This window comes from Methanomicrobium mobile BP, assembly GCF_000711215.1.
GTDB lineage: Archaea > Halobacteriota > Methanomicrobia > Methanomicrobiales > Methanomicrobiaceae > Methanomicrobium > Methanomicrobium mobile.
The window spans coordinates 248049-272260 of sequence record NZ_JOMF01000004.1; the positions used below are offsets into that span (position 1 = coordinate 248049).

The 24212-nt window shown below is 51.8% G+C and carries 20 protein-coding genes and 1 tRNA gene; 11 read left to right on the forward strand and 10 right to left on the reverse strand.

The window, feature by feature from the left end; translation table 11 throughout:
• Nucleotides 1-16: 16 nt before the first annotated feature.
• The gene (polC, locus tag T502_RS09090; protein ID WP_245597728.1) at nt 17-3784 is read right to left on the reverse strand and encodes a DNA polymerase II large subunit; all 3768 of its coding nucleotides are present in this window, start codon (nt 3782-3784) and stop codon (nt 17-19) included.
• Nucleotides 3785-4019: 235 nt separating this feature from the next.
• Here polC and T502_RS01185 point away from each other — a divergent pair, with 235 nt between their 5' ends.
• A complete protein-coding gene (locus T502_RS01185; RefSeq protein WP_042705249.1) occupies nt 4020-4793 on the forward strand; it encodes a thymidylate synthase in 774 nt (257 codons plus the stop codon).
• 53 nt (nt 4794-4846) lie between these two features.
• Here T502_RS01185 and T502_RS01190 read toward each other — a convergent pair whose 3' ends face one another.
• Nucleotides 4847-5329 carry a HEAT repeat domain-containing protein gene (locus T502_RS01190; RefSeq protein ID WP_052358958.1) on the reverse strand — a complete coding sequence of 161 codons (483 nt, stop codon included), beginning with the start codon at nt 5327-5329 and terminating at the stop codon, nt 4847-4849.
• A gap of 134 nt (nt 5330-5463) precedes the next feature.
• Between T502_RS01190 and T502_RS01195 the strand changes: the two genes are divergently transcribed.
• Complete coding sequence (locus T502_RS01195) at nt 5464-5787, forward strand: acylphosphatase (RefSeq protein ID WP_052358959.1); 324 nt, start codon at nt 5464-5466, stop codon at nt 5785-5787.
• A gap of 101 nt (nt 5788-5888) precedes the next feature.
• On the opposite strand, the gene cas1 is transcribed toward T502_RS01195, so the two are convergent.
• On the reverse strand, nt 5889-6824 hold the full coding sequence (cas1, locus tag T502_RS01200) for a CRISPR-associated endonuclease Cas1 (RefSeq protein ID WP_042705250.1): 936 nt from the start codon (nt 6822-6824) through the stop codon (nt 5889-5891).
• A 258-nt stretch (nt 6825-7082) separates the two neighbouring features.
• On the opposite strand from cas1, the gene T502_RS01205 reads away from it, so the two are divergent.
• Entirely contained in the window at nt 7083-7877 is a 795-nt protein-coding gene (locus T502_RS01205; protein ID WP_042705251.1) for an ABC transporter substrate-binding protein, read from the forward strand.
• A gap of 2 nt (nt 7878-7879) precedes the next feature.
• On the opposite strand, the gene T502_RS08845 is transcribed toward T502_RS01205, so the two are convergent.
• Nucleotides 7880-8029, reverse strand: coding sequence for a hypothetical protein (locus T502_RS08845; RefSeq protein ID WP_157197431.1), 150 nt, complete (start codon nt 8027-8029; stop codon nt 7880-7882).
• 218 nt (nt 8030-8247) lie between these two features.
• Nucleotides 8248-10152 (reverse strand): ATP-dependent protease LonB, encoded by a 1905-nt coding sequence (lonB, locus tag T502_RS01210; RefSeq protein ID WP_052359049.1) that lies wholly within the window; start codon nt 10150-10152, stop codon nt 8248-8250.
• 519 nt (nt 10153-10671) lie between these two features.
• Between lonB and T502_RS01215 the strand changes: the two genes are divergently transcribed.
• The 5 genes from T502_RS01215 to T502_RS01235 all read left to right on the forward strand — a co-directional run bounded on the left by T502_RS01215 (nt 10672) and on the right by T502_RS01235 (nt 14853).
• Nucleotides 10672-11520 carry a ribose-phosphate diphosphokinase gene (locus T502_RS01215; protein WP_042705252.1) on the forward strand — a complete coding sequence of 283 codons (849 nt, stop codon included), beginning with the start codon at nt 10672-10674 and terminating at the stop codon, nt 11518-11520.
• A 35-nt stretch (nt 11521-11555) separates the two neighbouring features.
• Nucleotides 11556-12080, forward strand: coding sequence for an NOB1 family endonuclease (locus tag T502_RS01220; RefSeq protein ID WP_084172931.1), 525 nt, complete (start codon nt 11556-11558; stop codon nt 12078-12080).
• 79 nt (nt 12081-12159) lie between these two features.
• Entirely contained in the window at nt 12160-12801 is a 642-nt protein-coding gene (locus T502_RS01225; RefSeq protein ID WP_042705253.1) for an orotate phosphoribosyltransferase-like protein, read from the forward strand.
• Between the two features lie 253 nt (nt 12802-13054).
• On the forward strand, nt 13055-14659 hold the full coding sequence (gene thsA, locus T502_RS01230) for a thermosome subunit alpha (protein WP_042705254.1): 1605 nt from the start codon (nt 13055-13057) through the stop codon (nt 14657-14659).
• Between the two features lie 110 nt (nt 14660-14769).
• Nucleotides 14770-14853: transfer RNA gene (locus T502_RS01235), tRNA-Ser, on the forward strand.
• 65 nt (nt 14854-14918) lie between these two features.
• Here the strand turns inward: T502_RS01235 and T502_RS01240 are convergent.
• Nucleotides 14919-15905: a DNA adenine methylase gene (locus T502_RS01240; RefSeq protein WP_157197432.1), complete on the reverse strand. Its 987-nt coding sequence runs from the start codon at nt 15903-15905 to the stop codon at nt 14919-14921.
• 188 nt (nt 15906-16093) lie between these two features.
• On the opposite strand from T502_RS01240, the gene T502_RS01245 reads away from it, so the two are divergent.
• Nucleotides 16094-16663 (forward strand): flavodoxin family protein, encoded by a 570-nt coding sequence (locus tag T502_RS01245; protein WP_042705255.1) that lies wholly within the window; start codon nt 16094-16096, stop codon nt 16661-16663.
• A gap of 115 nt (nt 16664-16778) precedes the next feature.
• Here T502_RS01245 and T502_RS01250 read toward each other — a convergent pair whose 3' ends face one another.
• Nucleotides 16779-17957 carry a cofactor-independent phosphoglycerate mutase gene (locus tag T502_RS01250; protein ID WP_042705256.1) on the reverse strand — a complete coding sequence of 393 codons (1179 nt, stop codon included), beginning with the start codon at nt 17955-17957 and terminating at the stop codon, nt 16779-16781.
• A gap of 245 nt (nt 17958-18202) precedes the next feature.
• Nucleotides 18203-19153, reverse strand: coding sequence for an NAD-dependent epimerase/dehydratase family protein (locus T502_RS01255; RefSeq protein WP_042705257.1), 951 nt, complete (start codon nt 19151-19153; stop codon nt 18203-18205).
• Between the two features lie 289 nt (nt 19154-19442).
• Between T502_RS01255 and thiM the strand changes: the two genes are divergently transcribed.
• Together thiM and thiE are read left to right on the forward strand one after the other, a co-directional pair.
• Nucleotides 19443-20249 (forward strand): hydroxyethylthiazole kinase, encoded by an 807-nt coding sequence (thiM, locus tag T502_RS01260; protein WP_042705258.1) that lies wholly within the window; start codon nt 19443-19445, stop codon nt 20247-20249.
• A 49-nt stretch (nt 20250-20298) separates the two neighbouring features.
• Nucleotides 20299-21042, forward strand: coding sequence for a thiamine phosphate synthase (gene thiE, locus T502_RS01265; RefSeq protein ID WP_084172933.1), 744 nt, complete (start codon nt 20299-20301; stop codon nt 21040-21042).
• Between the two features lie 127 nt (nt 21043-21169).
• Here thiE and T502_RS01270 read toward each other — a convergent pair whose 3' ends face one another.
• Nucleotides 21170-22624 carry an MATE family efflux transporter gene (locus T502_RS01270; protein WP_245597729.1) on the reverse strand — a complete coding sequence of 485 codons (1455 nt, stop codon included), beginning with the start codon at nt 22622-22624 and terminating at the stop codon, nt 21170-21172.
• 335 nt (nt 22625-22959) lie between these two features.
• The gene (locus T502_RS01275; RefSeq protein ID WP_042705259.1) at nt 22960-24153 is read right to left on the reverse strand and encodes a coenzyme F420-0:L-glutamate ligase; all 1194 of its coding nucleotides are present in this window, start codon (nt 24151-24153) and stop codon (nt 22960-22962) included.
• Between the last annotated feature and the right edge of the window lie 59 nt (nt 24154-24212).

Below are 24212 nucleotides of genomic sequence, written 5' to 3' on the forward strand. Positions count from 1 at the left end.
GCATACGTCACATGCGTCACATGAAACTCGAGAGATCCAGCTGTTCCTGCGGCGGCTCTCCAAAGGTCGACTTTATGAAGAGATTGAGCACCTCGACCCTCTGCCTCGTATACTCCGAGATATCATACTCCTCGCACATGCGGATGGAAGGCTCAAGATACTTCTTGATTGAACCCTCGTAGATTGTCGCATTCAGCGAATTGCCGCATACCGTGCACTTCCCCGCCAGCGGCATGCGCCGGTATTTAGCGCCGCATTTGGTGCAGCGCAGTTTCTGCTTCGAGAACGAGTTGAGATTACCCATAATATCGCGCAGGAAATGCGTCTTTAAGATTCTCTCGGCGAGATCGCTCTCGTCGACGGCGCGGATAATCCTTCCGAGTTCAAGTTGCGCATCCAGCTTATCGGACATGGACTTGATGGTGTTGTAGGATGAGACGTGGGGACCGGCGGAAATGTCGGTGGTATCGTGCGTGAACATGATACCCTCATACTGCGCCGGCGACCCGAGCCTCGAATCGACATTGTCTATCTCCTTCGAGATATCCTTAGGATTCGCGTATTCCAGACCGCCGAGATAGACCCTGAGCGGATAGTGATCGCAGGCATCCACATTGTGCGACTCGCCGTCGACCTCCTTGGGGTCTATGCGCTTTGTAAGAACCAGCGGCGCATCCATCGAACCGCCGCGTGTCGCGGGGAGGAAAGCCTTGGAGAAGTTGATGAGACCGTCGAGAAGGAGCATTACGCAGTCCTCGTCGCCGTCGCAGTTACGCCTCTTCGCCGCGTGGAAATACGGGTGACCGTAGCCGACAAGCGCCTGCGTAAAGCCGATAAGGCGCACCAGGACGCCGGCACTCGTATGCGGCGCAAGACCTATCAGAAGCTGACCGACAAGGTCCTCCTTCTTCTTCGCATTGTAATACGGACTCATGCCGTATAAATCGACCATCATCTCGTCGATGAACTTCGCCACATTGCAGAGCCAGTTGCCGCAGTCCTCGGAGACGAGGATATCCTGACATTTAAGCTCAAGAACCTGCGAATCGCTCCGAAGCGGTTTGCCGTAGACGTCGTAGTCGTAACCCAGTTCGACGAGCCGCGACCACGGAACCGAGATCTCGCTCGGGCGGAAATGCGTAAGCGGCAGATCAATCATATCGTAGCGCACCGTGCCGTCTTTGAAGACGCAGAGATTGTTTCTGGCGCGAATAAGACCTTTCTCGAGGACTTCCACGCATTTCTCCGCCGACGACATACCCTTTACGCCCTTGAGAATCTTAATCTCGGAGTTGAGCATGCCGAGATGCTCGAGCGCATTGTTGTACTCGCTCTTGATGTCGACCTTCAGCTGCTGAACGCAGGTTCCTTCGACATCCCCGCATCTGGGGCAGAGAGCGCCTGCCTCAAGCCTCATTCCGCATTTGGGGCAGTGATATACGGGCATGGTGTGACCGCCGCAATCGCAGATATTGCGGAATGTCTCCTTTCCGCAGACCTCGCACTCGCGCAGCCCGACCTCCATCTCGACGATTCCCGAGGTGCCGCTGCCGACAATGGCAAAGCCTTTCTCGATATCGCCGCTGTTGGTATCCGCCTCCTTGCTCTTGGAGGCCTCCTGGAAAGAACGGCGCGAACCGCCCTCGGCGCCGACGGGGAAGAGCACATGCGGCTTACCCGTCATCTCACGCGGCTTTGACTTGCCGGGGCGTCCCATTCTGCCGCCGATCCTCGTTCCCGCCTTCGAGCGCATCTTAAATCCCGAAAGATGCCCGGCAAGCTCAAGCGAGTTTGACCTGTGCTCCGCCGCAACCTTCTGCGTCTCTTCGTCATCAAGGGAATGTATGCGCTTAAGATTCTCATCCAGACCCAGACACGCAAGGAATACGAGGGGACGGTCGACGACGAGCATGCCGTTTCTCACCTTGTGAAGGACAAGCAGTTCCTCCAGAATCTCCTTTATCTCGGGATTGTTGGGGATACAGAGGACGGGAGTATCCGCGGAGACAACCCGCGGCATGAGATCCGAAGGCGCGGGGAGATCCACATGCGCCGCGGGGCAGTAGGTTGTATTGGGACCTTTGCCGGATTCGGCGTCATAGGCGGCGACGGGCTTTTTCGTCCCCGAATCAGTTCCGGCAGTGCCCGATGCCGTATCCCCCGCACCGCCGTGGTCCAGAAGCGTGTTCTGCGATGCCGCGTTTGATGACCCGTTTGTCTGGTTTGCCGCCGCATGAGCCGCATCCTGCGCAGTCATCCCGGCGGCTGAGTCAGTAGCCGTGCCCGTCTCTCCCGCCGTCGAGAAAAATGCCTTCTCCCCGACATATCCCGAGAGCGTAAACAGTCTCTCGCAGGAGATATCGTCCCAGATATACATGAAGTCGGGATGGAGATAGTAACCCTCTTTGCAGAGCGCAATCGCTTCCTTCTCGGTCTTGGGGCGCTCCTTCCAGTCGTTCTCCTGAATCCACCACTCGTGGCAGTATGAGGCGGGGACAAGAACGTGGTTGTTCTCGAGGAACTCGCCGAAACTCACAAGCATCTCGCCGACGTCGATTATCGACGAGATACTCTTCATGAGCGGAAGCGCCTCGCGGATTGTGTCGATTCTGACAACGTCGCCGTTGAGCAGCCGAATCGTAGGACCTTCTATGGTATCGACGGGAACAACACCCACGGCTTTACCCGGGCGCTCGACCTTCATCTGAGTGCCGACCGCGAGATAATCCCCGAGAAGGTGTAAGGTAGCGGGGGAAAAACCCGCGCCCGCAAAGCCCGTGTTCCTCGAGCGCCCGTATCTCAGACGGAAACCACCTTTTCTCATCGGATACGCGAAGATGGGTCTTCCTCCGAGGACATCGTGGATGAACTTGTCCTTCGGCTTTATCTTGACGGAATCGTCTTTCTCCTCCTCTTCCGCGGGTTTTGCCGCCGCGCCCGAGACGAGTGCGTCCAGCCACTCCCAGCCGTCCATATGGACTTTGCGGACGATCTTCTGAATCTTGGGGGCTTTCAGACCCATACCCTCCGCTATGACGAGGCACATGCCGCCGCGGATGACGTTCGTCTCAATCCTCTCGAGGTTTCTATAACCCGAGACCTCGACCTGCTCGGTAGGTTCGCCGTCTATGCATACGGGGCAGTTGCGGACGATGTGGCGCAGATCGTCGTCCGGCGGCAGATACTGAAGACTCGATATCGAGTTGTATTTCTTTATCTCCTCGACATAGCGCTCAACCTCTTCGTCACGCGGGATGTAGCGGTTCATCTTCAGGGCTTTTCGGACGTAGTCGCCGACGAGAACCGAGAGTGCCTGCGCCGTTCCGCCCGCACTGCGTATGGGTCCCGCATAGGCTATCTTAAGGTATTCCGTGCCGTCATCGTTCTTGCCGATACCGATATTTCCTATACCTTCGGTAGGCGCGGCAACCACACCTTCGGTCAGGAGTGCCATGGAAGTTCTTATTGCATGGTCGAGGATTGCGACCTTGTCGGTCTCTCCGAACATTCCCGCGACGAAATCGTCACCTATCTTAAGCGAGACCTCTTCGCGCGACATCTCCTTTCCGAGTTCGCGGAGACGTTTGGCTACCCCCTTGTAGCCCATCAGAGCCTCGACGCGGTCGGCGAGGTCGCTTGCGATGGGGATTTCTATATCGGTTCGCGGGTCATATCCCTTCTTTCGCGCCTCTTTCGCAATACCTATGCACTCCGTCAGACCGTCCTCTATCGAATTGAAGTAGTCGTTCATCTTCGGCGACGCCTTCGGAGCATGATCTTCCATGACTGATAATTTGCGTTTTGATTTAATATAGTACTCAAAATTAATGCCCTTGGCAGTTTCGGTAAACAGCCCGCAGTTATTGTGCCGACTCCGCATTCGGCGCAGGATTGCGGTTTATCAGTTTTTGATTACTTCAAAGATGACGCCGCTTGTCTTGCGAGAGACAAATACGTATTACTAAATAATCATGCGTAAATGATCTGTTAGCAGAATCTGTGATCAAAAGGGGAGAATCATGTTTAATGTTCGCGCTTTCTCAATAGGCAAGGCACATGAAGAAGTCTTGAAGACCATACTGAAATACGGCGTATATATAGTGACGGAAGACAACGAAAAGACCATTGAGCTTCCGGAACCACTCAATATCCATGTAAAAGAGCCGTTTGCGGATTACATGGTAAGCCCTCTCAATATGTTCCGCGAGGGCGCCATGCAGAAGTATGTCCACGATCTCTTATACGGCAACGACAACGACTTTGTCTATACATACCATGACAGGCTCTTCGATTATCCGGTTACCGTCGGCAGCGGGGATGACGCGGGCTGCGGCGGTTTTGATGCCGCGGAGAGAAAACTCGTTTCAATCGGCGACGGCGACGGAAAAGGCATAGATCAGATTGAGTATATCATCGACAAACTGAAGTCCGATCCCAATTCGCGACGTGCGCAGGGCATTACATGGACACCCTACAAGGATACGGTCTCGGACAATCCGCCGTGCCTGCAGAGAATCCAGTGCTTCGTGCGTGACGGCGCTCTCAACATGTATGTGGAATTCCGCTCAAACGACATGCTCTCGGCTCTCGGCGCCAACATGTATGCCCTCGTGCACCTTCAGAAGATGATTGCCGACGGCGTCGGCGCAAGTGTCGGCTGGTACTCTCATACCTCGGTATCGGCGCACATGTATCATGAGCGCGACCACGAAGAGCTCGTAAAATACATAAAAGGTCTCGGGCTTGCCGACGTTATCAAGCACTACGAGAGCGGAAAATATATACAGATATAATCCCTTTTTCAAAAAAATAAAATTAATATCTATTTTTTCAGATTACGGACAGATCAGACGTTTTCGGGGTCGAAGCGCAGTTTGTGTAGCGTGACAACGGCGCAACGGTGAGGGATGCTCTCGGGGTCGGTGGAATCTATGAATTTCTGAAGCGGCGCTATTGCGCTCTCGCCGATTCTGACAAGCGACTGCGAGGCAAAACCGCGTGTAATGCCGTCTTCGGTCTCAAAGATCTCGAGCAGTTCCGCGATTGCAGGCTCGCCTATCTCTCCGAGTGCCGCGGCACAGTAGCGTTTGACATCGTCGTCGGGGTAGACCTTGAGCGTATATGTCAGCTGCGGTATTGCGGGCTCGCCTATCCTTGCGAGTGCCCCCGCGATATACCAGCGGGCATCGTTCTCTTCTATCTCGCAGAGTGCCGCTATAAGAGGCTCGATTGCCTCATCCCCGAACGCGACAAGCTCTTTTACCGCCGCACGCCTTGCCTGCAGGTCGCCGTTCGTTATGCTCCCGATATTCTCCGATATTGTGCTCATACTGATTCCCGTATAATTATATCGTCTTTCTTTATTTCTTTCTTTATTATTAGTCCCTGTTTTATCAGTCCCTGTCTGTCCGACCGCGGAGACATTCGAAAAGACTGATATCAATGCAGATATTATAATCTGGTATGGGTAACGGCAATATCATGTCGGGGATTGAGGATACGGCTTTACATCGCGTAATTACGGTTGAGGCTTACGTGTCCGGCAAGGTGCAGGGTGTGGGATTCAGAGCATGCGTGAGAAATATTGCCGCGGGGCTTTCGCTCACGGGCATTGTGCAAAACCTCGATGACGGCAGGGTTTTCTTTGCGGCAACCGGCGACTCCGCATCGATTGACAAACTTATCTCGTCCCTCCACGAGTGCCCGCGTGCAATCGTAAAAAACATTGACGCCAAAGAAGTTCCGTTGCGCAGTTTCGATGGCTTCAATATCGTGCGCATACCTTAAAAACAGGCATACCTTAAAAGCGCATTTCTTTATTCATTCGTTTTTCTTCGGCATACTTTGGTTTTCTTTGCATTTTTTGCCGTTATTCAGTAAATATCGATTCAGTAATTTATCTTGAACGACTGATTTTCGGCGATGGAATCGCGGTAAGAGAGCACGCATCTGTCGATATCGTTCTGGTTTATCGACATGTGAAGTTCGTCGGTCAATGCATCCATAATCTCGTCGTTTAAATGACAGCGCTTCGTTCCGATATCATAGCTGTCTTCTTTCAGGATTTCGGCGGCAATCTTAAAGACCGCGGAATCGACCATCTTCGCCTTAAGCGGATCAATCAGATCCAGAACGAGAGACATTGAACCTTCGCGGAGCACGCCGATATCGCCGTCGAGGTCGGCGCCGATTATCGAGACGCAGCAGTTGCCGAAGAGCATCGAGTATCCCAACGAGAGCATGGAATTTATCGGATCTTTATGCGGGCGCGGAGTGCGGCGCCTGAATCCGAATATCGGGTTTGTCGACCGCGATATCGTCTCGTAATACATATCCGCGGATAGCTTCTGAATCCGCCGCAACTCCTCCATCGTTATCAGATACTCGACGTCATCGAGGAGATTATACAGGAACTCGCGTTCGCCCTCGTAGTAGAGGTTTCTGCCGGCGGTCTCCGAGACCTTATCGATAAGCATCATCCGCGATTTTATCGAGGAACGGACAATCTCGGAGGCACGGGTGTATTCCGGCGCCTTCATCTGAAGACTTCGGACCGCCTCGTCCTGCCGAAAGCCGAAAGGCCTAAGAACCGATAGCGGTCTGCCGTCGGCATCGAAGAAAGAGACGGATGCATTGTTCTTAAGGAGCTGAGTTATCGCGGAGGTATGGATGTTGTGACCGCCGCAGACCAGAAGGTGCGTTATCTCAGAGAGCGGATACTCCCTTACCGCACCCTTCTTCTGAACAACGAGGGTTGTTGCGGTTGCCTTAATGTGTCCTCCGAATCCGTTGACAATCTGCCACGGCACAGCAATCTTTTCCATTGACGGTCCCATACCCGTGCGGATTTATTGTTTTTACCGCCGCACGGCATTTATGTAATCTGTAATTATATTGGTTTAATTGATTCATAATTGAATCCATTCGTTTGTGATTTATTCATACGTGATTTCGTCCGTGAATCCCCCGCGGCACACAATTTTCGCATGATCGCGGCATGTCAAACTGCAAATAATTATTTATATCAACTTCACATAGTAACAAACATGAACAAAAATAATGTTGCTGTATTTTCAGTCCTTGTGTTCTTACTGCTCATTCTGACGGCAGGATGTACACAGACGACGAACCCGACACCGCAGGGAACGGCGACGCCTACTTCTGCAGGCACGGTCACCTCGGAGAAAGTATTTGTCATAGGTGTCGACGATGCCTATCCGCCGTTCACGTATACCGATGCAAACGGACAGGTCTCGGGATTCGACTATGACTGCGCAAATCTCATTGCCCGCGATCAGGACATTAAGGTCATCTTCAAGTCAATGAACAGGGAAGATTTGTTGAACGCACTCAAGAACGGCGAGATTGACGTAATCTATTCGGCATACTCCAAGACACCCGAGAGAGCGGAGAGTATGCTCTTCTCCGATGTTTACTGGGTAACCAACAAGGCATTTGCCGTAAAGACAGGTTCCGCACTGAAGATGGATGACATAAACAGAGGAAGAGCGATTATCGGTGCACAGGCAGGCTCGACTTCCGCCGACTGGGTAAAGACCGAGTTAATCGATACGGGACGCATGCCCGCCACTTCACTTCAGGTCTACGAAACACTCGAAGATGCTCTCGACGTACTTCAGACCACAACGAAACTTGACACGGTTATCGCCGATGTTCAGGCAATCAAGCTGAACATGAACGGAAGAACCCTTAATGTTCTCGGCACGGTCCCGTCGGGCGAGGAATACGTTATAGGTATCAGCAAGGATCACCCCGAGCTTGTCGAGAAATTCAACACGGGTCTTGCAAACCTCAAGAAGAGCGGCGACTGGGACTTAATGGTCGCAAAATACGGCTTAGACACCAAGAAGAACTGATTTCAATATAACCGGTTCTTTTTTTTCGCTTTTAAACAATCTTTTGAAATATCGAAAATTATATCCCGTTTCTTTCCGTTTATTCCCGTTATCTTTTCTGTGTAACTTCCCGCCGCAACTCCCCTGCCGTAACTCTGCCGGTTCATCACCATGTTTTAATCCGATTGTAATGCTGCTGTAATGCAAATTGTAATGTTGATTTAATGCAATTGTGTCGTGCTGCTGCATCGTTGCGGTATCGTTGACGGTAATCGCATTGGCGTGCAGTGTCACTACTGCGTCATCATTGCTCGGGATGAAAGACTTAAAAAAGGAAAATGTGATTGTGGGAAAATGTGATTGTGGAAAAATGTGATTTTGTCTGTTATCTTCAGTTCGCGGCTGCGGTCGCATCCGACTTCTTCGGTGCAAACTTCTCGATCATGTCCGCCGGAGAAAGCCTTGCAAGCTCGGCTATCTTCTTAAGGAATTCTTCTTTATCCGGACCGTCCACAAGTGCAATCTTAAGCACGTCCGAGATATCGCTCACGGGTATAACCTCGACCATTTCCTTGTATCTGTCCTCGATGAGAACATCGGCAAGATTGGACTTGGGGATAATAATCGTCTTTATTCCCGCCTTTGCCGCAGCCTCTATCTTGTAGGTCGCACCGCCGATTGGCAGGACATTGCCGCGAACCGAGAGCGAGCCCGTCATTGCGACATCCTGCCTTACGGGGATGCCCTCGACGGCGCTTATGACCGCGGTTGCCACGCTTACGGATGCAGAATCTCCCTCAACGCCGTTATACGTGCCTATGAACTGAATATGCACATCCATGTTCCTGATATCGCGGCCCGTGAACTTCTTCACTATGGCGCTCACGTTCGTGATGGACTCCTTGGCAATCTCCTTCAAAAGACCCGTGGCTATTATGCTTCCCGACGCACTCTGCGAGGGCGCTATTGCCGCCATGATGGGCAGGACCTGACCCGAATCAGAGCCAACGACCGCAAGACCGTTTACGCGTCCGATTTCGGCGCCGCTGACTATTGTAAGCTCATAATCGCGGGCTCTCTTCGTGTAGTCGTCCGAGATCTGGTCTTCCACCGAACGTGCAATCGCCTTGGCTTTCAGAACGTGCTCGACCGTTGTAATCTTTGCGTTCTCCTGCCTTGCCATATCGCCGGAAACACGGATAAGACCGCCCATGTCACGGAGTTTGAGCGTGATATGTCCTTTGCGGTTGCTTCTGCGCCTTGCCTCGCGCATAATCTCCTCGATGGCGCCGCGGTCAAACGGCGGGATCTTGCCGTCGTTGTGAATCTCCTGCGCAATGAAACGGATGAACTTCCTCTGGTTCTCGGGCGTGTCCGGCATCGAATCCTTCATGAAGATCTCGTAACCGTATCCTCTGATACGGGAACGCAGCGCCGGGTGCATTCCTTCCATGGCATCGAAGTTGCCCGCCGCGACCATGACAAAGCGGCAGGGGACAGGCTCGGTCTTTACCATCGCACCCGAAGACCTCTCGCTCTGACCGGTTATCGGGAACTCGCCCTCCTGAAGAGCGGTGAGCAGATTCTGCTGGGAATGTGCCGTAAGCGTGTTTATCTCGTCGATGAAGAGAACACCCTTGTTTGCCTTGTGAATCGCACCCGCCTCGACCCTCTCGTGTGCGGGTGTCTCGAGACCTCCCGACTGGAAGGGGTCGTGACGGACATCTCCCAGAAGTGCGCCGGCATGCGAGCCCGTGCCGTCTATGTAGGGTGCATTGCTGTCCGGCTCGTTGGAGACAAGGAGCTTGGGGACCATTATCTCTTCTTTCGGGCGCGAATACTGAAGTGCCATGAATATGAAAGCCGCGCCTATGATACCCATTAGGAGCTGACCCGTGATAATCGCGTATCCGAGGATACCGAATATCAGTATCATTACGAGGGTATTTCGGGTCTGGGCATGCTTCTTTGCCTCGGCCTTGAGACCCGCGACCATCTCTCTTCCGCTTCCCGCCTTGAACGTGCGGATAATGGGGACATTCGGGTCGTCGCCGTTGGGGTAGACCAGAATATCCTGCAGATCCTCTTTGGGAAGGAGTTCCGCCATCGCTTTCGCAAGCATCGATTTACCCGTTCCCGGAGTTCCTATCATCATGACATGGCGTCTCTGGGTTGCCGCCTTTCTGATGACCTCAACGGCATGCTCCTGTCCGATTACCTGATCGATAAGCCCTTTCGGTATCTCGATGTCGGCGGATGTCTCTATCTTATCCAGATCGATATCGTCAAGCTTCATGAGCGTTTTGCCCGAGCCGTTATCTCCGCCGTTGCCTGCGGTCACCGACGCGCCCACGTTTCTTATGGTTATGACAGGGCGGTTATCTCTTTGAGAAGGTTCGGTTATCTCATTCTCGGGCACCTTATGCTCGAGTATCTTATCTTCCCGTGCTTCGGGTGCTTCCGCCGCTTCGGATACATCCTTCTCAGAATCGGATACGGACTCAGACACTGTCTGCCCCGATTCGTCGCCGGTTGACTCCGCCGCGCCGTCACCTCCGGATAAGTCTTCCTTATAGATGTCTGCGCGTGACTCCTCAGCGCATGACAATACCGCATTCCGACTTATATCTGACCCTGCAATGCCGGAGTCGCGGAGGGGGGTGGAAACGGGGTTTTCAGACAATACCCGTTCATTTAATGGAGGATTTATATTTTTATCGCTATCATCCATGGATCAATACTACCTCTTTTAAACGATAGTAATTAAAAGATTCATTCGTGATAGTTTAAGTACTTTCTATAAGAGGCACAAGCTATGAAAATACTCTGCAACGAAAAATCTCAGGTTTTAGCCGCAAAAACTGCAAAATGCACGGGTCTTGAACTTGCCGCAACCGAATTCAAAAAGTTCCCCGACGGCGAGCTCTACATAAAGACCGGAAAGACGGATGACGAGACAATTCTCATATCGAGTTTCAATGACAGCGATTCCTTCATCCAGACCCTTCTCATGATAGATGCCTGCGAGAATTCCGAGGTTACCCTCGTCATCCCGTATATGGGCTATGCAAGACAGGACAAGAAGTTCAACGACGGTGAGTCGATAAGCGCAAGAGCGATTGCAAGGGCTCTCTCCGACGGCGTCAAAAAAGTCTACACGATAAACAACCACGAGAAGGACAACCTTAAGCATTTCAGGGTTCCCGCCGAGGATCTGACGCTGGCGCCCTATATCGGCAAATACATCGAGTCGCTTGGTCTTGACGATCCCTTAATCCTCGCGCCCGACGCGGGTGCTGCGGATTTCGCCGCCGACGTCGCACGCGGTCTTAATTTCGACTGCGACCACCTTCAGAAGACACGTCATTCGGGTACCGAGGTCACGATGCAGCCCAAGGAGCTTGACGCAAACGGCAGATGCGTCGTTATCGTCGACGACATCATCTCCACGGGCGGCACGCTTGCGACCGCATCGGGTATGCTTAAGGCACAGGGTGCGGTCAGTGTCCATGCCGCATGCGTCCACGGCGTTTTCGCAAGCGGCGGCTACGCAAGACTCAGTGCGGGCGGTCTCTCGTCGGTTGCCTCGTCCGATACCATCGAGTCGGCATCTTCGGTCATAACGGCTGCCGAGTGCATCAAAAACGCGATATTTAAGAACTGATTTTCAGGAAACATAACCGAAAACGAGGACTTCACATGAGCGAATCCGATGAAAATGGGCGAAGTGCCGGAGGCGACAGCGCCGCAGGTGCCGCGGACGAGCAGGTTAAAGTCCTCGATTCCTCTTTCTTTTTTCTGGATATTCCGATAGCGGGAACAAAGTTTGCCGTGCCGCCTTCGGTGGTCGCCGAGATGAAAGACCTGCGCTCGAAGTCGAAACTTGACGCCATGCTTGAGGACGGGCGGCTTTTCGTCTCGGAGGCGTCGCCTTCGACCAGAAAGCGTGTTGTTGCGGCTTCGAAGAAATCCGGCGATTACGGCGTAATCTCGGAGACCGACTGCGACGTGGTTGCGCTTGCCCTCGAGATCGGAGGGATTGTGGTCACCGACGACTTCGCACTCTCCAATACCGCCCAGACCCTGGGTCTTACGGTTATTCCCGTTCAGATGCGCAGGGCAAAGAAACGGCAGTGGAAGTATCGGTGCACGGGCTGTCTGAAGTTCTGCGACGCTCCCGGAGTCTGCGATGTATGCGGCTCGGAGATAATGCGGATAAAGTAAATGCGTGATTGCGGATTAAGCCGCGGCAGGCATCGGCACATAAGGTTAACTTATAAGGTTCAAGATCCAACTCTAATTTATGTCATCACTCGATGAACTCATAAAGAAAGCAAAGACTCTGCACTCCGAAGGACGCAGCACCAGTCAGATTGCCGATGAAATGAGCCTTTCGGCAGAGACCATCACATGGCTTCTGACACAGCAGAAAGGCGAAAAAGCGGCGCCGAAAGATATCGTCATCGACTGGTCGGCGATAAGCAGCTGCTCGGATACACTCCACGATGCCGCCGCAATGCTCTATAAGAGATATATCCATGCACTCGAGGCGGAGCTTAAGGACGACGAAGACATCTGCGACAAACTCCCCGAGGTCATTGTGGGCGTTGCACACTCGGGTATCCCCATTGCCGCGATAATCGCGAGCGAAGATCCCGAATCGCGGTTCACGATGTTCCACCCGAAGAAGCATGCGACCGGCGACAACCCGACGGGTTCGCTCAACAGCAGTTTTGCCGATGTGGCGGGCAAGAGATGTCTCATTGTCGATGACGTAATCACAAGCGGCAATACAATAAAAGAGGCTGTGGAGATAATCCGAAGCCACGGCGGAACGCCCGTTGCCGTCTGTGTCCTCTTTGACAAGCTCGGAGATAAGGAAGTCAATGCCGGCGGCGTCAAAGTCCCGATATACTCGCTTGTGAGAGTCAGCAGAATAGACTGAATATCATATCTTTTCATTTATTCATATCCGTTCTTTTTTGTCAGTTTTTCAGCATTTTCCATCATATCTCCATCATTTATCCATCATATTTCCATCATTTTCCATCATATTTCCATCATTTCCCACGTTATACTGCCTGTTTTCATTACGGATAGCAGGTATTTTTTTCGGGACATAACGGATACAATCAGCAAGTTATATATAGAATTACAATTCAACATTTGAGGAGAACTTTACAGAGGAGCATCTGCAAATGTTAGCAGGACAACCTATAGTAATTCTAAGAGATAATGTCGAAGTAACAAGCGGAATGGAAGCACAGCACTCAAATATCATGGCTTGCAAAGCCATTGCGGAAGCTGTCAGAACAACGCTTGGTCCACGCGGAATGGACAAAATGCTCGTCTCACCGACCGGCGATGTGGTAATCACAAACGACGGCGCAACAATCCTTCACGAGCTCAAGGTAGAGCACCCCGCAGCCAAGATGGTCATCTCCGTTGCCGAAGCACAGGATGACGAGGTCGGAGACGGAACCACAACAGCCACCATTCTCATCGGCGCCCTCATGGAAGAGGCCGAATCCCTGATGAAGAAGGGCATTCACCCGACCGTCATTGCAAAAGGATACAACCTTGCAATGCACAAGGCAATCGAGGTCCTTGAGGCAAACGCAATCAAAGGCGACATAAAGAAGAAGGACCTGCTCGAGAAGGTCGCGGCAACCGCAATCACCGGCAAGTCAATCGAGTCGATGAAGAGCAAGATAACTCCTATCATAGTCGATGCCGTTCTTAAGGTCGCACAGAAGGACGCGACGGGCAAGAATAACACGGTCGACGAGGATGACGTAAGAATCAAGACAATCGTCGGCGACAGTCTCGACGATGCCGAACTTATCGAGGGATTCCTGATTGACAAGACACGCTGCGACACGGGTATGCCAAAGCGCGTCTCAAAGGCGGTAGTTGCACTTCTTTCGCAGCCGCTGGAGATCAAGAAGACCGAGACAAAGTCAAAGATCAAGATTACCTCATCCGAGCAGGTTGCGGCTTTCTCCGAGCGCGAAAAAGCGGCATTAAAGGCATTTGCGGATAAGATCAAAGCCTCCGGCGCCAACGTCGTTCTCTGTCAGAAGGGTATCGCCGACGCTGTCCAGTACTACCTTTCGCACGCCAAAATTCTGGCAATTCAGGATGTTCCCGAGAAAGACATGAAGGCATTTGCACGCGCTCTCGGCGGCACTATCGTAAACACACCCGATGACCTCGGAAAGGACGTATTCGGCACGGCAGACCTTGTCGAGGAGATGAAGGACGTCAAGGTCACGAAGTTCATGGGCTGCAAGAAGGCAAAGACCGTCACAATCCTCATCAAAGGTTCCAACCAGATATTCGTCGACGAACTCGAGCGTGCCGCATATGACGCCGTCCGCGTCGTAATGGATGCCATCGAGGACGGAAAGTATGTTGTCGGCGCCGCGGCAATCGATACCGAACTCAATCTCGAGATCAACAAATATGCCGCAACCGAAGGCGGAAGGGTTCAGCTTGCAATCGAAGCCTTTGCAAGAGTCTTTGAAGCAATTCCGAACACTCTTGCCGAGAATGCGGGTCTCAACGCAATCGACATCATCGTCGACCTTAAGAAGGAGCACACAACCCACAAGAAATACGCGGGTATCAACGTCCTTACCGGAAAGGTAGAGGATATGTATAAGGCAGGCGTTCTTGAGCCGATGCGTGTCAAGAAGCAGGCAATTCAGAGTGCGGCGGAGACGGCATCCCTTCTTATCCGCGTCGACGACATGATGATCTCAAAGTCGGCGGCACAGATGGCAAAAGAAGGAAAGGCATAATCCCATAATATTTTTTCAATATCTTTTTTCACATCTTCTGTAACATCTGTTGTGAGAGCGTTATTTTTATCAATTAACATGGACAATATGTAATGTCGGATTTATTTTGAGCCGAGATAGTCTAGTCCGGCAGGGCGGTGGATTCGAAATCCACTGGCGGCAACGCCTCGGGAGTTCAAATCTCTCTCTCGGCGCTTTTACGTTTTTTCCTAAATCTGAGGAAAGATTTTTTAAATTTTAAAAATACATTGATCGCCGTTCAATAGTTTCTTATGATTATCTCGTTAATCTCACCGCGTTTTCCGGCATCGGAGTTGATTCTGCGGCTTGCCCTAACTCTTTCGATTACAAAGCCGTCATAGAGGTCGTCGAAGAAACTGTCCCCGGGGTCGGTGTTCTTCGGGTCGGAGTTGCTGAGCATGAGCCTTGCGCCGGCATCACTGCATCTGCGGAAAAACTCCGCGAGTCTCTTCTGCGAGCCGTCATCGAAGGTATCCGCCGCATAGCTGTTGAAAGACGCCGTTCTGCTAATCGGGCGATAAGGCGGGTCGAGATAGACGAATGCCCTCTCTCCCTGCTCCTTTATCGCTTCTTCGAGCAGGGTAAAATCACCGCAGTGTATCTCCGTATTCGAGAGAAGCCTGCCGTATGCGAGGATAAGGTCGCGGTTTGCAATCCTCGGGTTCTTGTATCTGCCGTGGGGCACGTTGAAGAGTCCCTCGGAGTTAACGCGATAAAGCCCGTTGAAGCAGGTGCGGTTTAAGAAGATGAGCTCCGCGGCATGATATACGGACTGCGACGGCGAATGACTCCGCTTTTTGCCCCTGAGGGATTTTCCGCCTCCGCAGAATCCGTCCGTGCCCTTCGCCGCGTTGAAGGAATCGCGGTGCCTTAGGTAGCACTCCTTTCGCCTTTCGGCATCGAGCGGGAGGTATTCGCCCGCGAATTCTTCCAGAATCGCGATAAGTTCGGCAGGGCGGTGTTTTACGGCATAATATGCGGTGTAGAGGTCGCGGTTGATGTCGCAGATATGACACTTTGAGAAACGGCATTCGGAGTTCAGATAAGAGTAAACGGCGCCGCCGCCGACGAACGGCTCGAAATATACGGTTTTTGCATCGGCGATGCCGTCGGGCAGCCGCTTCACAATCGCGGGCAGAAGCTGACCTTTACCCCCCGCCCATTTCAGAAACGGCTTTATCTTTTCGTGCACGCTGTCTTCCCGCATTTTCAGTGCCTCTACCATACACGTCTTGTCGAGATACCGAACCGTGACCCGACCGAATCGCAAGACGCCCGCATTAACTGTAACTGTATAACTGGTATGCCATGAGGCAATATGATATTATCACCCGCCAACTCACCAAGAATTATTAGGAATAAATGAAAAACCTTTGATAGCGGCGTTGTAAATGCCGACGGAGAATAACGCTTATGTCAGATGTAATTATCCTCAACGCAAGTCCGAGAAAGAACGGCAACACCGAGATACTCTGTAAGGAATGTGCCGATGCACTCGAATCCAACGGAATCAGAACCGAGATAATCTCGTTTACCGGCTGCGAATTCACGTCCTGCAAGGCCTGCGGATACTGCGGCAAACACGGAAAATGCTCGATTGACGACGGGCTCAACGATATAATCGCCAAGATTCGCGAGGCATCGGGTCTTGTCGTAGCCTCGCCGGTCTACTTCGGCACCGCACGCGGAGACCTTATGTCCGCAATACAGAGAATCTCGATGGTCTCCTACGGCGGCGACAGATTCCTTTCCAAGATGGTCGGCGGTCCGATTGCCGTCGGCAGACGCGGCGGTCAGACAGCGGCGCTTCAGGAACTCCTCATGTTCTACTTCATCAACGATATGATAGTCGTCGGCTCGGATTACTGGAATATGGCATTCGGCAGAGACAAGGGCGAGGTTGCTGACGACGAGGAAGGCGTCCGTACGGTAAGAAAGTTCGGCGAGAACATCGCACTCGTAATCAAATCCCTGAACGGATAATCCTAAAAGGGAAAAAATAATTTTTTTAGTTTGTTTTTTAGTTTTATTAGATTTATTAATCTTTTTTACTTTTATTTTTTTATTTTTCTAGGTCAATTTTCTTATATTACTGGCCTTAATTTCCGAAGAAGGTATGCAGGAAATCCTTCGCATTCAACTGACCGTATCCGCCGTATGCCGCCGCTTCCGCCTCGGAATATACCTGACAGCTGTCGGCTTCGATGCCGGGACCCATGATTGCAAACGGAATCGGATCGGCGGTATGCGTCTTGAGCGCAATCGGGGTGGGGTGGTCGGGCAGAACGGCAATCCTGAGTTCTTCGCCCTCGAAAGCATCGAGGATCTCGCCTATGACACCGTCAAGCCTCTCAATCGCAAGCACCTTCTCCTTCAGACTGCCGAGGTGACCTGCCTCGTCGGGCGCCTCCACATGCATGTAAACGAAGTCAAGACCGTCTTTTAAGGACTTTATCGCGTAATCCGCCTTTGCTTTGTAGTCGGTATCGAGGTAACCCGTTGCCCCGGGCACCTTGATGGTCTTCATGCCCGCACATACCGCAATACCGTTTAAGAGGTCGACTGCCGAGATCATGCCGGCGCTGACGCCGTACTTCTCCCTGAAGTTCTCAAGGACGGGCTTTTTACCGCCGCTCCACGGCCAGATCTGTGTGGCTGGAGTCTTGCCCTCCGCAATCCTCTTCTTATTGACGGGGCTGTCCTTAAATACCTCGCGGCTTATCGCGACGCACTCCGCAAGAATATCTTCGTCGCCGCCTTTGGGGACGTATTCCGCAATCTTCTCGCCGGTGATGTCATGCGGCGGTTTTGTCGTCGCGCCCCTGCCGTCGCCGATAACGAGCAGATTCCTGTAGCTTACGCCCGGATATCCGCGTGCACGTGCGGGGAGCTTCTCGTTGAGCTCCTTAAAGAGAAGTGCACCTTCCGCCGACGAAATGTGCCCCGCCGAGAAATCGTTCATGACGCCGTCGGTGACATTCACAAGGTTGCAGCGGTATGCAAGATCCGCGGGCTTCAAATCGATGCCCATGCTTACGGCTTCGAGCGGACCGCGTCCGGTGTAACATTCTTCGGCGCGGTATCCGAGGACGCCCAGATTTGCGACATCGCTTCCCGGGTCGAATCCCTGAGATACCGTCCTGAGCATTCCGCACCGTCCGCGCTCCGCAATAAGGTCCATGTTCGGAGTGTTGGCAAATTCGAGAGGAGTCTTGCCGTCTATCTCATCGCATTTCCAGTCCGCCATTCCGTCTCCGAGAACCACAATATACTTCATTTTATCCTCCGGAAAATCTAAGGTATTGTCTATTTTTATTCGTCTTCTACCGCATTTTTCGCGGTCGAATTTTTTGTTTACTCTATAACATTGTCTTATCGGATAATATAGTGTGTTTTCTGTGCAAAACACACGGACACACACCGACCCGAACCGACCGACATCGATCGGCATGACCGGTATCGACCCGAATGAACCGAATGAACCGAATTATCCTATTCTATCCGATTCTATCCTATTCTATCCTATTCGAAATAATTCAGTTCGTCCAGGAGGGATTTTACCGCACTTCTGACCGATTCTTTCGAGGTTGTCTCGGGCTTCCATCCGAGCGCCTTCAGTTTATCGACGCTCAGCTGCATCTTCGGGACATCTCCTACCCAGCCGCGTGTTCCGCCGGTGTATCTGAACTTGACATCGGAAAGCTTCATCTCGCTTACGACAATCTCGGCAAGCTCGGTTACGCTTATCCAGTCTTCGGAGCCGATATTGTAGAAATTGAAGGTATCCTTCGAGTTATCGACGGCGAAGAGGACGGCATCCACACAGGCGGATACCTCGAAATACGACTTCGACTGCTTGCCGTCGCCGAGGATCTCGAGTTCTTTGGGATTGTCCATGAGTTTGTGGACGAAATCCCAGATTACGCCGTGACTGCTTCTCGGTCCGATAATGTTTGCGAATCTGAAGACCACAGCCCGCATATCGAAGGTGTAGGCATACGAGGCAATCATCGCCTCCGCCGCTAGCTTTGAACCCGCGTAGATTGAGATGGGTATCATCGGGGAATAGTCCTCGGGTGTCGGGATTACGTCCGCCTCCCCGTAGACCGTCGATGTCGAGGTGAAAACAATCGTCTTTACGCCGTTATTCCTCATTGCCTCGAGGACGTTGATTGTCGCCGCCGTATTGCTCTCAAAGACGGGCTTGGGTATACCTGCGCTCGCACGGACGTCGGGGTCGGCGGCTATGTGAAAGACCCTGTCGGCGCCGGCAAAACTCTTTTCCCAGCCCGATTGTGCCCTCAGATCCGCGTTAAGGAACTCAACCCTTCCCGAATCGATGTGCTTTTGGATGTTCTCAAGTCTGCCTGCCGAAAGGTTGTCGATGACAAGTATTCTGTCACCGCGTTTAACAAGAGCGTCGACAAGGTTTGAGCCGATAAAGCCCGCTCCGCCCGTAACTATCGAATACATTTTCTCCCCGATTGATGTAGATTGTATTGTTTCGTTCTGTTATCGTCCGTTTATTTCGGATTTCCATATTAGTTTGGTAATGTTTGATTATATACTTTTGAGTAACGGATTTCCGAATGCGGTTTGACATGCGATCCTTGCGGTCAGAAAGCAGCCGAATGCTGACGAATGCGACGGCAGACTCTTTCGTTATACCGTCGGGTAAGGATGAAATTTCTGAGACATTCACAAATCCCGTGAAACAGGCAGTAAGTAAGAATATAAATGATACTGCACAACATTTGAGAGAATGGATAGAAAAATTGCTTCCGGACTTCTGGATGAGATACGGAGTAAAAAGCCTCTGATCCACCACATAACCAATTACGTCACGGTAAACGACTGCGCCAACATCACAATCTGTGTCGGTGCATCGCCGGTTATGGCAGACAGCATAGACGAAGTGGAAGAGATGACGGGTATCGCGAACGCCCTTGTCCTTAACATAGGCACCCTCTCGGCTTCGCTCATTGACTCGATGATTGCCGCAGGCAAAAGCGCAAATCGTAAAGGAATACCCGTTATTCTGGATCCCGTCGGAATCGGGGCAACGAAGTTCAGGACCGAGAGCGTTCTTCGGCTCTTAAAAGAGGTAAAGTTTGCCGTTATCAAAGGCAATGCGGGTGAGATAGGTGTTCTCGCCGGCGCTCAGGCTACGGTTCGCGGTGTCGATTCGGGAAGTCTCGAAGGCGACCGCGTCGAGGTCGCAAAGAAGTGCGCCGAGCTTACCGGCAGCGTCGTCGTGATGACAGGCGAGGTCGATATCGTCTCGGACGGCGAAACCGTGCTCACGGTCTCTAACGGTTGCAGCAGAATGGGCGCATTATCGGGAACGGGCTGCATGACGGCGTCCGTAATCGGGGCCTTCTGTGCGGTTACCGACCATTACCTCACTGCCGCGGCGTGCGGCGTTGCGCTCATGGGTCTCTGCGGTCAGAAAGCGGCAGTCTACGCAAAAGGACCCTACTCGTTCAGGGCAGGTCTTGCCGATGAGATGTCACGCCTGAAATCCGTCGAATTCGCAGTGGATGCCAAGATTAAGCATATTAAACCATAATCTTTTTAATCATTTTTTAACATCATAAAATACCGTAATCGTGGTCAAAATGCCGTCGGAATCAAACTCTCACGGAAATCCTCATGGAAACGTCCATGCAAATTCCCATGCAAATCCGCATACAAATCCGCATACAAATCCAAATCCCTACGCACTTTACATCGTCACCGACATAAAAGTCTCGGGGGGACTTTCGCATGAAAGACAGGCGGAACTCTGTTTTGCGGGCGGCTGCGATGCTCTTCAGCTACGCGAAAAGGATACGGGCTATGAAGGGCTGATTGCAACCGCAAAGAACATTGTTGCCTTAAAACAGCTTTTTGAAAGAGAAAACCCGAATTACCACCCGCTTTTTTTCGTCAACGACAATATCGACGTCGCCGTGAAGTCGGGTGCCAACGGTGTCCATCTGGGACAGGATGACATGCCGCTTTCGGAGGCACGCAGGCTTATGCCGAAATCAACCGGGTTTCTCATCGGCATCTCGGTCGGCAACGTCGAAGAAGCCCTCCGTGCCGCAGCCGACGGCGCCGACTACGTCGCATTAAGCCCCGTCTTTGACACGACCTCCAAGGATGACGCGGGGAGCGGAAAAGGGCTGAAGATGCTCTCCGAAATCAGAAAGGCAGTCGGCAATGATTTCCCCGTGATTGCGATAGGCGGCATCAATGCCTCGAATGCAAAATCCGTGATGGACGCGGGCTCGGACGGTTGCGCGGTAATCTCGGCTGTTCTTGCCAAACCCGACGTAACCGCAGCGGTAAGGGAACTGAGAAAAATAATCCTTTCCTGACGCTCTTTTTAATTATGCCGTAATAATTGATAATGTCACAATAAATGATATTGTCGTAAAAAACGATAGTGTCGCAATAATTGATGTTGCTGTAAAAATCGTGCTTTTTTAAATTTAAGATTGAATCTCAGCTTTCGCCGCCGAGATCCAGTTTCTTCTTCAGCCAGCCGCCGTGGCGGAAGAAGAGATAGTTGGTCGCGCACATGCAGATCACACCCAGAACGACCGCATACCAGATACAGTCTATCGGATAGCCGCTGATCATCAGGTAATACGAGGCAGAGCACTGGACAATGAGCATGCCGATGATTGCCGAATACATTCCGGGTCTTGTGGCGCCGGCGCCGTTCATCGCGAAACCGAGCGTCATCGCGGTCGCAATCAGACAGTACGAGAGCGGTATCACATGCATGAAGCTTATGCCCACGTCAAGAGCCTCGTCTTCAAGACCGAAGATATAGAGGAGATCCGAGGCATAGATGCTGTATATTGCCGTAACTATGCAGATGAAACCCACCGAGAGCGCAACGGCATATTTGACAGCCTGTTTTGCGCGGTCGGGTCTGTTTGCGCCGAGATTCTGACCGACCATGATGGCAATTGCCGTTCCGAATCCCATGACTATGATGAGTCCCAGCATATCGAATCGTATGCAGATGCCGTATGCCGCAATCGTAGCCTCGCCGTAGAAGGCAATTATCCACATCATGAGCATGAAGGATACGCTTCTGACACCCATCTGAACGGCACTCGGAACTGCGACAAAGATAACATCAATGAGCAATTTAGGCTCTAATTTGAAATGCACGGGCAGCCTTACGGGTCTTGACCGGTATGCCGGCAGGAGATAGATAATACCTGCGAAGACAAAGATACCGAATGCCCTCGAGAGAATTGTGGCATATGCCGAACCCGTTATTCCGAATGCGGGCAGACCGAATAAACCGTTAATCAGGGTCGGATTCAGGATGATATTGACGATGTTGATGGCTATCATCACATACATCGGAGTCTTTGAATCGCCGCTTGCCTGAAATGCGGTCACGATAATCATCAGTACGACTATCGTAAATATACCCGTGAGAAGTGGCGCGAGGAATCGGGCGCCTTCGGCGGCGACTTCGGCATCCTGGCTTAAGATTAAGAGAATGTCCTCGGACCAGAATATACCTATCAGCGCAATGATTACCGAGACTATTGCCGCCATAATCAGGGAATGCGCCAGAATTACCGGTATTCGGTCATGATTGCTCGAGCCGTAGGCGCGGGAGATGAATGCCGCCGTCGCCGTCATCAGACCGATGAAGACGGTCATGAGCACCATAATTACCGACATGCTCACCGAACCGCCGGCAATCGAGGTGTTGCCCAGCTGTCCTATGAAGTACATGTCAACGATCTCAAGGACACTCTGAAGAGCGTTGCTCAGTATAATCGGCAGTGCGACTATGAGAAGGGCTTTTATAAGGTTACCTTCGGTAATTATATTGCCGTTTTCCCCCTGTCCGCCCTGCTCTCCGGACTTGGGGCTTATCTCTTCGGTAATGATCTCATCTCCAATTTCGGCAGTAAATTCCGCCACGCACAATCCTGTTTCGGCGTATTGACGGCAATTATCGGATATAATGTATTTTCAGACGCCGATCCGCTGTCGATGTGTAAACTGATTTTGACTTTATAGTATATCAGACATTACATTCAGCCAACAGGGACTTGTTTTTTTTGCCGCTTTGTTTAATCCCGATGAGGCATGCAATCACGGGTCGCGGCAGAAAAATCTTAAAAAATGGAAGTCAGGTAAAATAAAGATAAGAATGATTGATTTTATATTTGTTCTTCGTACGGAATCACGCGGATTTGTGGATTTGCTGTTTGCTTATTCGCGTATTTGCGATTGCGTATTCGCGTATTGAGGACTTACTCGGCCGTGTAGTTGTCGAAGTATCCCTGAATCAGAACAATCGGTGTTCCTTTATCGCCGCTGCCCGACGTGAGGTCACAGAGTGAGCCGATAAGGTCGGTGAGCTGGCGCGGGGTTGTTCCTTCCGAGACCATGTTGCCGACAAGGTCCTTGTCCTTGTTGCGTATGTATTCCTTGATTGCCGATTTGAGCTCGTCGCCGCAGAGCTCGGCGAATTCGTTGTCGGCAAGATACTTGAGTTTTACTTCATTGGGCTGTCCGGAAAGACCTGCCGTGTATGCCGGCGACACTACGGGGTCGGCAAGTTCCCAGATCTTTCCGATTGGGTCTTTGAAGGCGCCGTCACCGTAGATCATGACCTCTATGAGTTTGCCCGTCTTTGCGACAAGTTTCTTCTGAACGGCGTTGACGAACTTCTCGCAATCTCTCGGGAAGAGCTTTACTTTATCTTCGGTTGCCTTGTTCGAGCCGAGCAGACCGTATTTCTCGTTGTAGCCGCTGCCGTTTACGGAGGATGTCAGAATCTCGTCAAGACCGCAGACAGCCTCGGCACCCGCGGCTTTTAAGAGTCTCTTTGTGCGTTCGCGGGTGTGGATGTCGCATGTGAGGATATTCTTTGCATACGGCAGAATTGCTCTTGCGTCGTTTGCGAATATGACCTCGACCTCGGCGCCGCAGTCGCGGATAAGGTCGGAGTAATATTTTACGTAGTCGACGCCGGTGAACCTGTGGACGTTGTCGCCGAAGAGCTCGCGGTAGCGCTCGAGTGTGAGAACGTCTTTGTAGGGGTCGACTCCTTTGGCGTCAAGAGCGTCCCACGATATCAGGTGGTTGCCGACCTCGTCGGAGGGGTAGCTGAGCATGAGGACTACTTTCTTTGCGCCCTTTGCTATGCCGCGAAGACAGATTGCAAAGCGGTTGCGGCTTAATATCGGGAAGATTACGCCTATGGTGCCGCCCTTGAGTTTTGCTTTTACGTCCGCGGCTATGTCGTCGACGGTTGCGTAGTTGTTCTGCGAGCGTGCCACCACAGCCTCGGTTACGGCGACGATGTCGCGGTTCTCGAGCGTTATGTGCTCAACTTCCGCCGCTTTAAGCACGGACTGCGTTACAATCTCGGCGAGATCGTCGCCGCTTCTGATAATGGGCGCACGTATTCCGCGTACGACCGTTCCAATCATTCTTTCCATGGATAAATAACCCTTATAGTTTATGATACACATTATTCATAATTTTTTCATAAAGGGCA

Bases quoted from the DNA above. Each gene is read 5' to 3' on its own strand.
- polC (WP_245597728.1), bottom strand. From the start codon at position 3,784: ATGGAAGATCATGCTCCGAAGGCGTCGCCGAAGATGAACGACTACTTC.
- T502_RS01185 (WP_042705249.1), top strand. From the start codon at position 4,020: ATGTTTAATGTTCGCGCTTTCTCAATAGGCAAGGCACATGAAGAAGTC.
- T502_RS01190 (WP_052358958.1), bottom strand. From the start codon at position 5,329: ATGAGCACAATATCGGAGAATATCGGGAGCATAACGAACGGCGACCTG.
- T502_RS01195 (WP_052358959.1), top strand. From the start codon at position 5,464: ATGGGTAACGGCAATATCATGTCGGGGATTGAGGATACGGCTTTACAT.
- cas1 (WP_042705250.1), bottom strand. From the start codon at position 6,824: ATGGAAAAGATTGCTGTGCCGTGGCAGATTGTCAACGGATTCGGAGGA.
- T502_RS08845 (WP_157197431.1), bottom strand. From the start codon at position 8,029: ATGGTGATGAACCGGCAGAGTTACGGCAGGGGAGTTGCGGCGGGAAGT.
- lonB (WP_052359049.1), bottom strand. From the start codon at position 10,152: ATGAAGCTTGACGATATCGATCTGGATAAGATAGAGACATCCGCCGAC.
- T502_RS01215 (WP_042705252.1), top strand. From the start codon at position 10,672: ATGAAAATACTCTGCAACGAAAAATCTCAGGTTTTAGCCGCAAAAACT.
- T502_RS01220 (WP_084172931.1), top strand. From the start codon at position 11,556: ATGAGCGAATCCGATGAAAATGGGCGAAGTGCCGGAGGCGACAGCGCC.
- T502_RS01225 (WP_042705253.1), top strand. From the start codon at position 12,160: ATGTCATCACTCGATGAACTCATAAAGAAAGCAAAGACTCTGCACTCC.
- thsA (WP_042705254.1), top strand. From the start codon at position 13,055: ATGTTAGCAGGACAACCTATAGTAATTCTAAGAGATAATGTCGAAGTA.
- T502_RS01240 (WP_157197432.1), bottom strand. From the start codon at position 15,905: ATGGTAGAGGCACTGAAAATGCGGGAAGACAGCGTGCACGAAAAGATA.
- T502_RS01245 (WP_042705255.1), top strand. From the start codon at position 16,094: ATGTCAGATGTAATTATCCTCAACGCAAGTCCGAGAAAGAACGGCAAC.
- T502_RS01250 (WP_042705256.1), bottom strand. From the start codon at position 17,957: ATGAAGTATATTGTGGTTCTCGGAGACGGAATGGCGGACTGGAAATGC.
- T502_RS01255 (WP_042705257.1), bottom strand. From the start codon at position 19,153: ATGTATTCGATAGTTACGGGCGGAGCGGGCTTTATCGGCTCAAACCTT.
- thiM (WP_042705258.1), top strand. From the start codon at position 19,443: ATGGATAGAAAAATTGCTTCCGGACTTCTGGATGAGATACGGAGTAAA.
- thiE (WP_084172933.1), top strand. From the start codon at position 20,299: ATGCCGTCGGAATCAAACTCTCACGGAAATCCTCATGGAAACGTCCAT.
- T502_RS01275 (WP_042705259.1), bottom strand. From the start codon at position 24,153: ATGGAAAGAATGATTGGAACGGTCGTACGCGGAATACGTGCGCCCATT.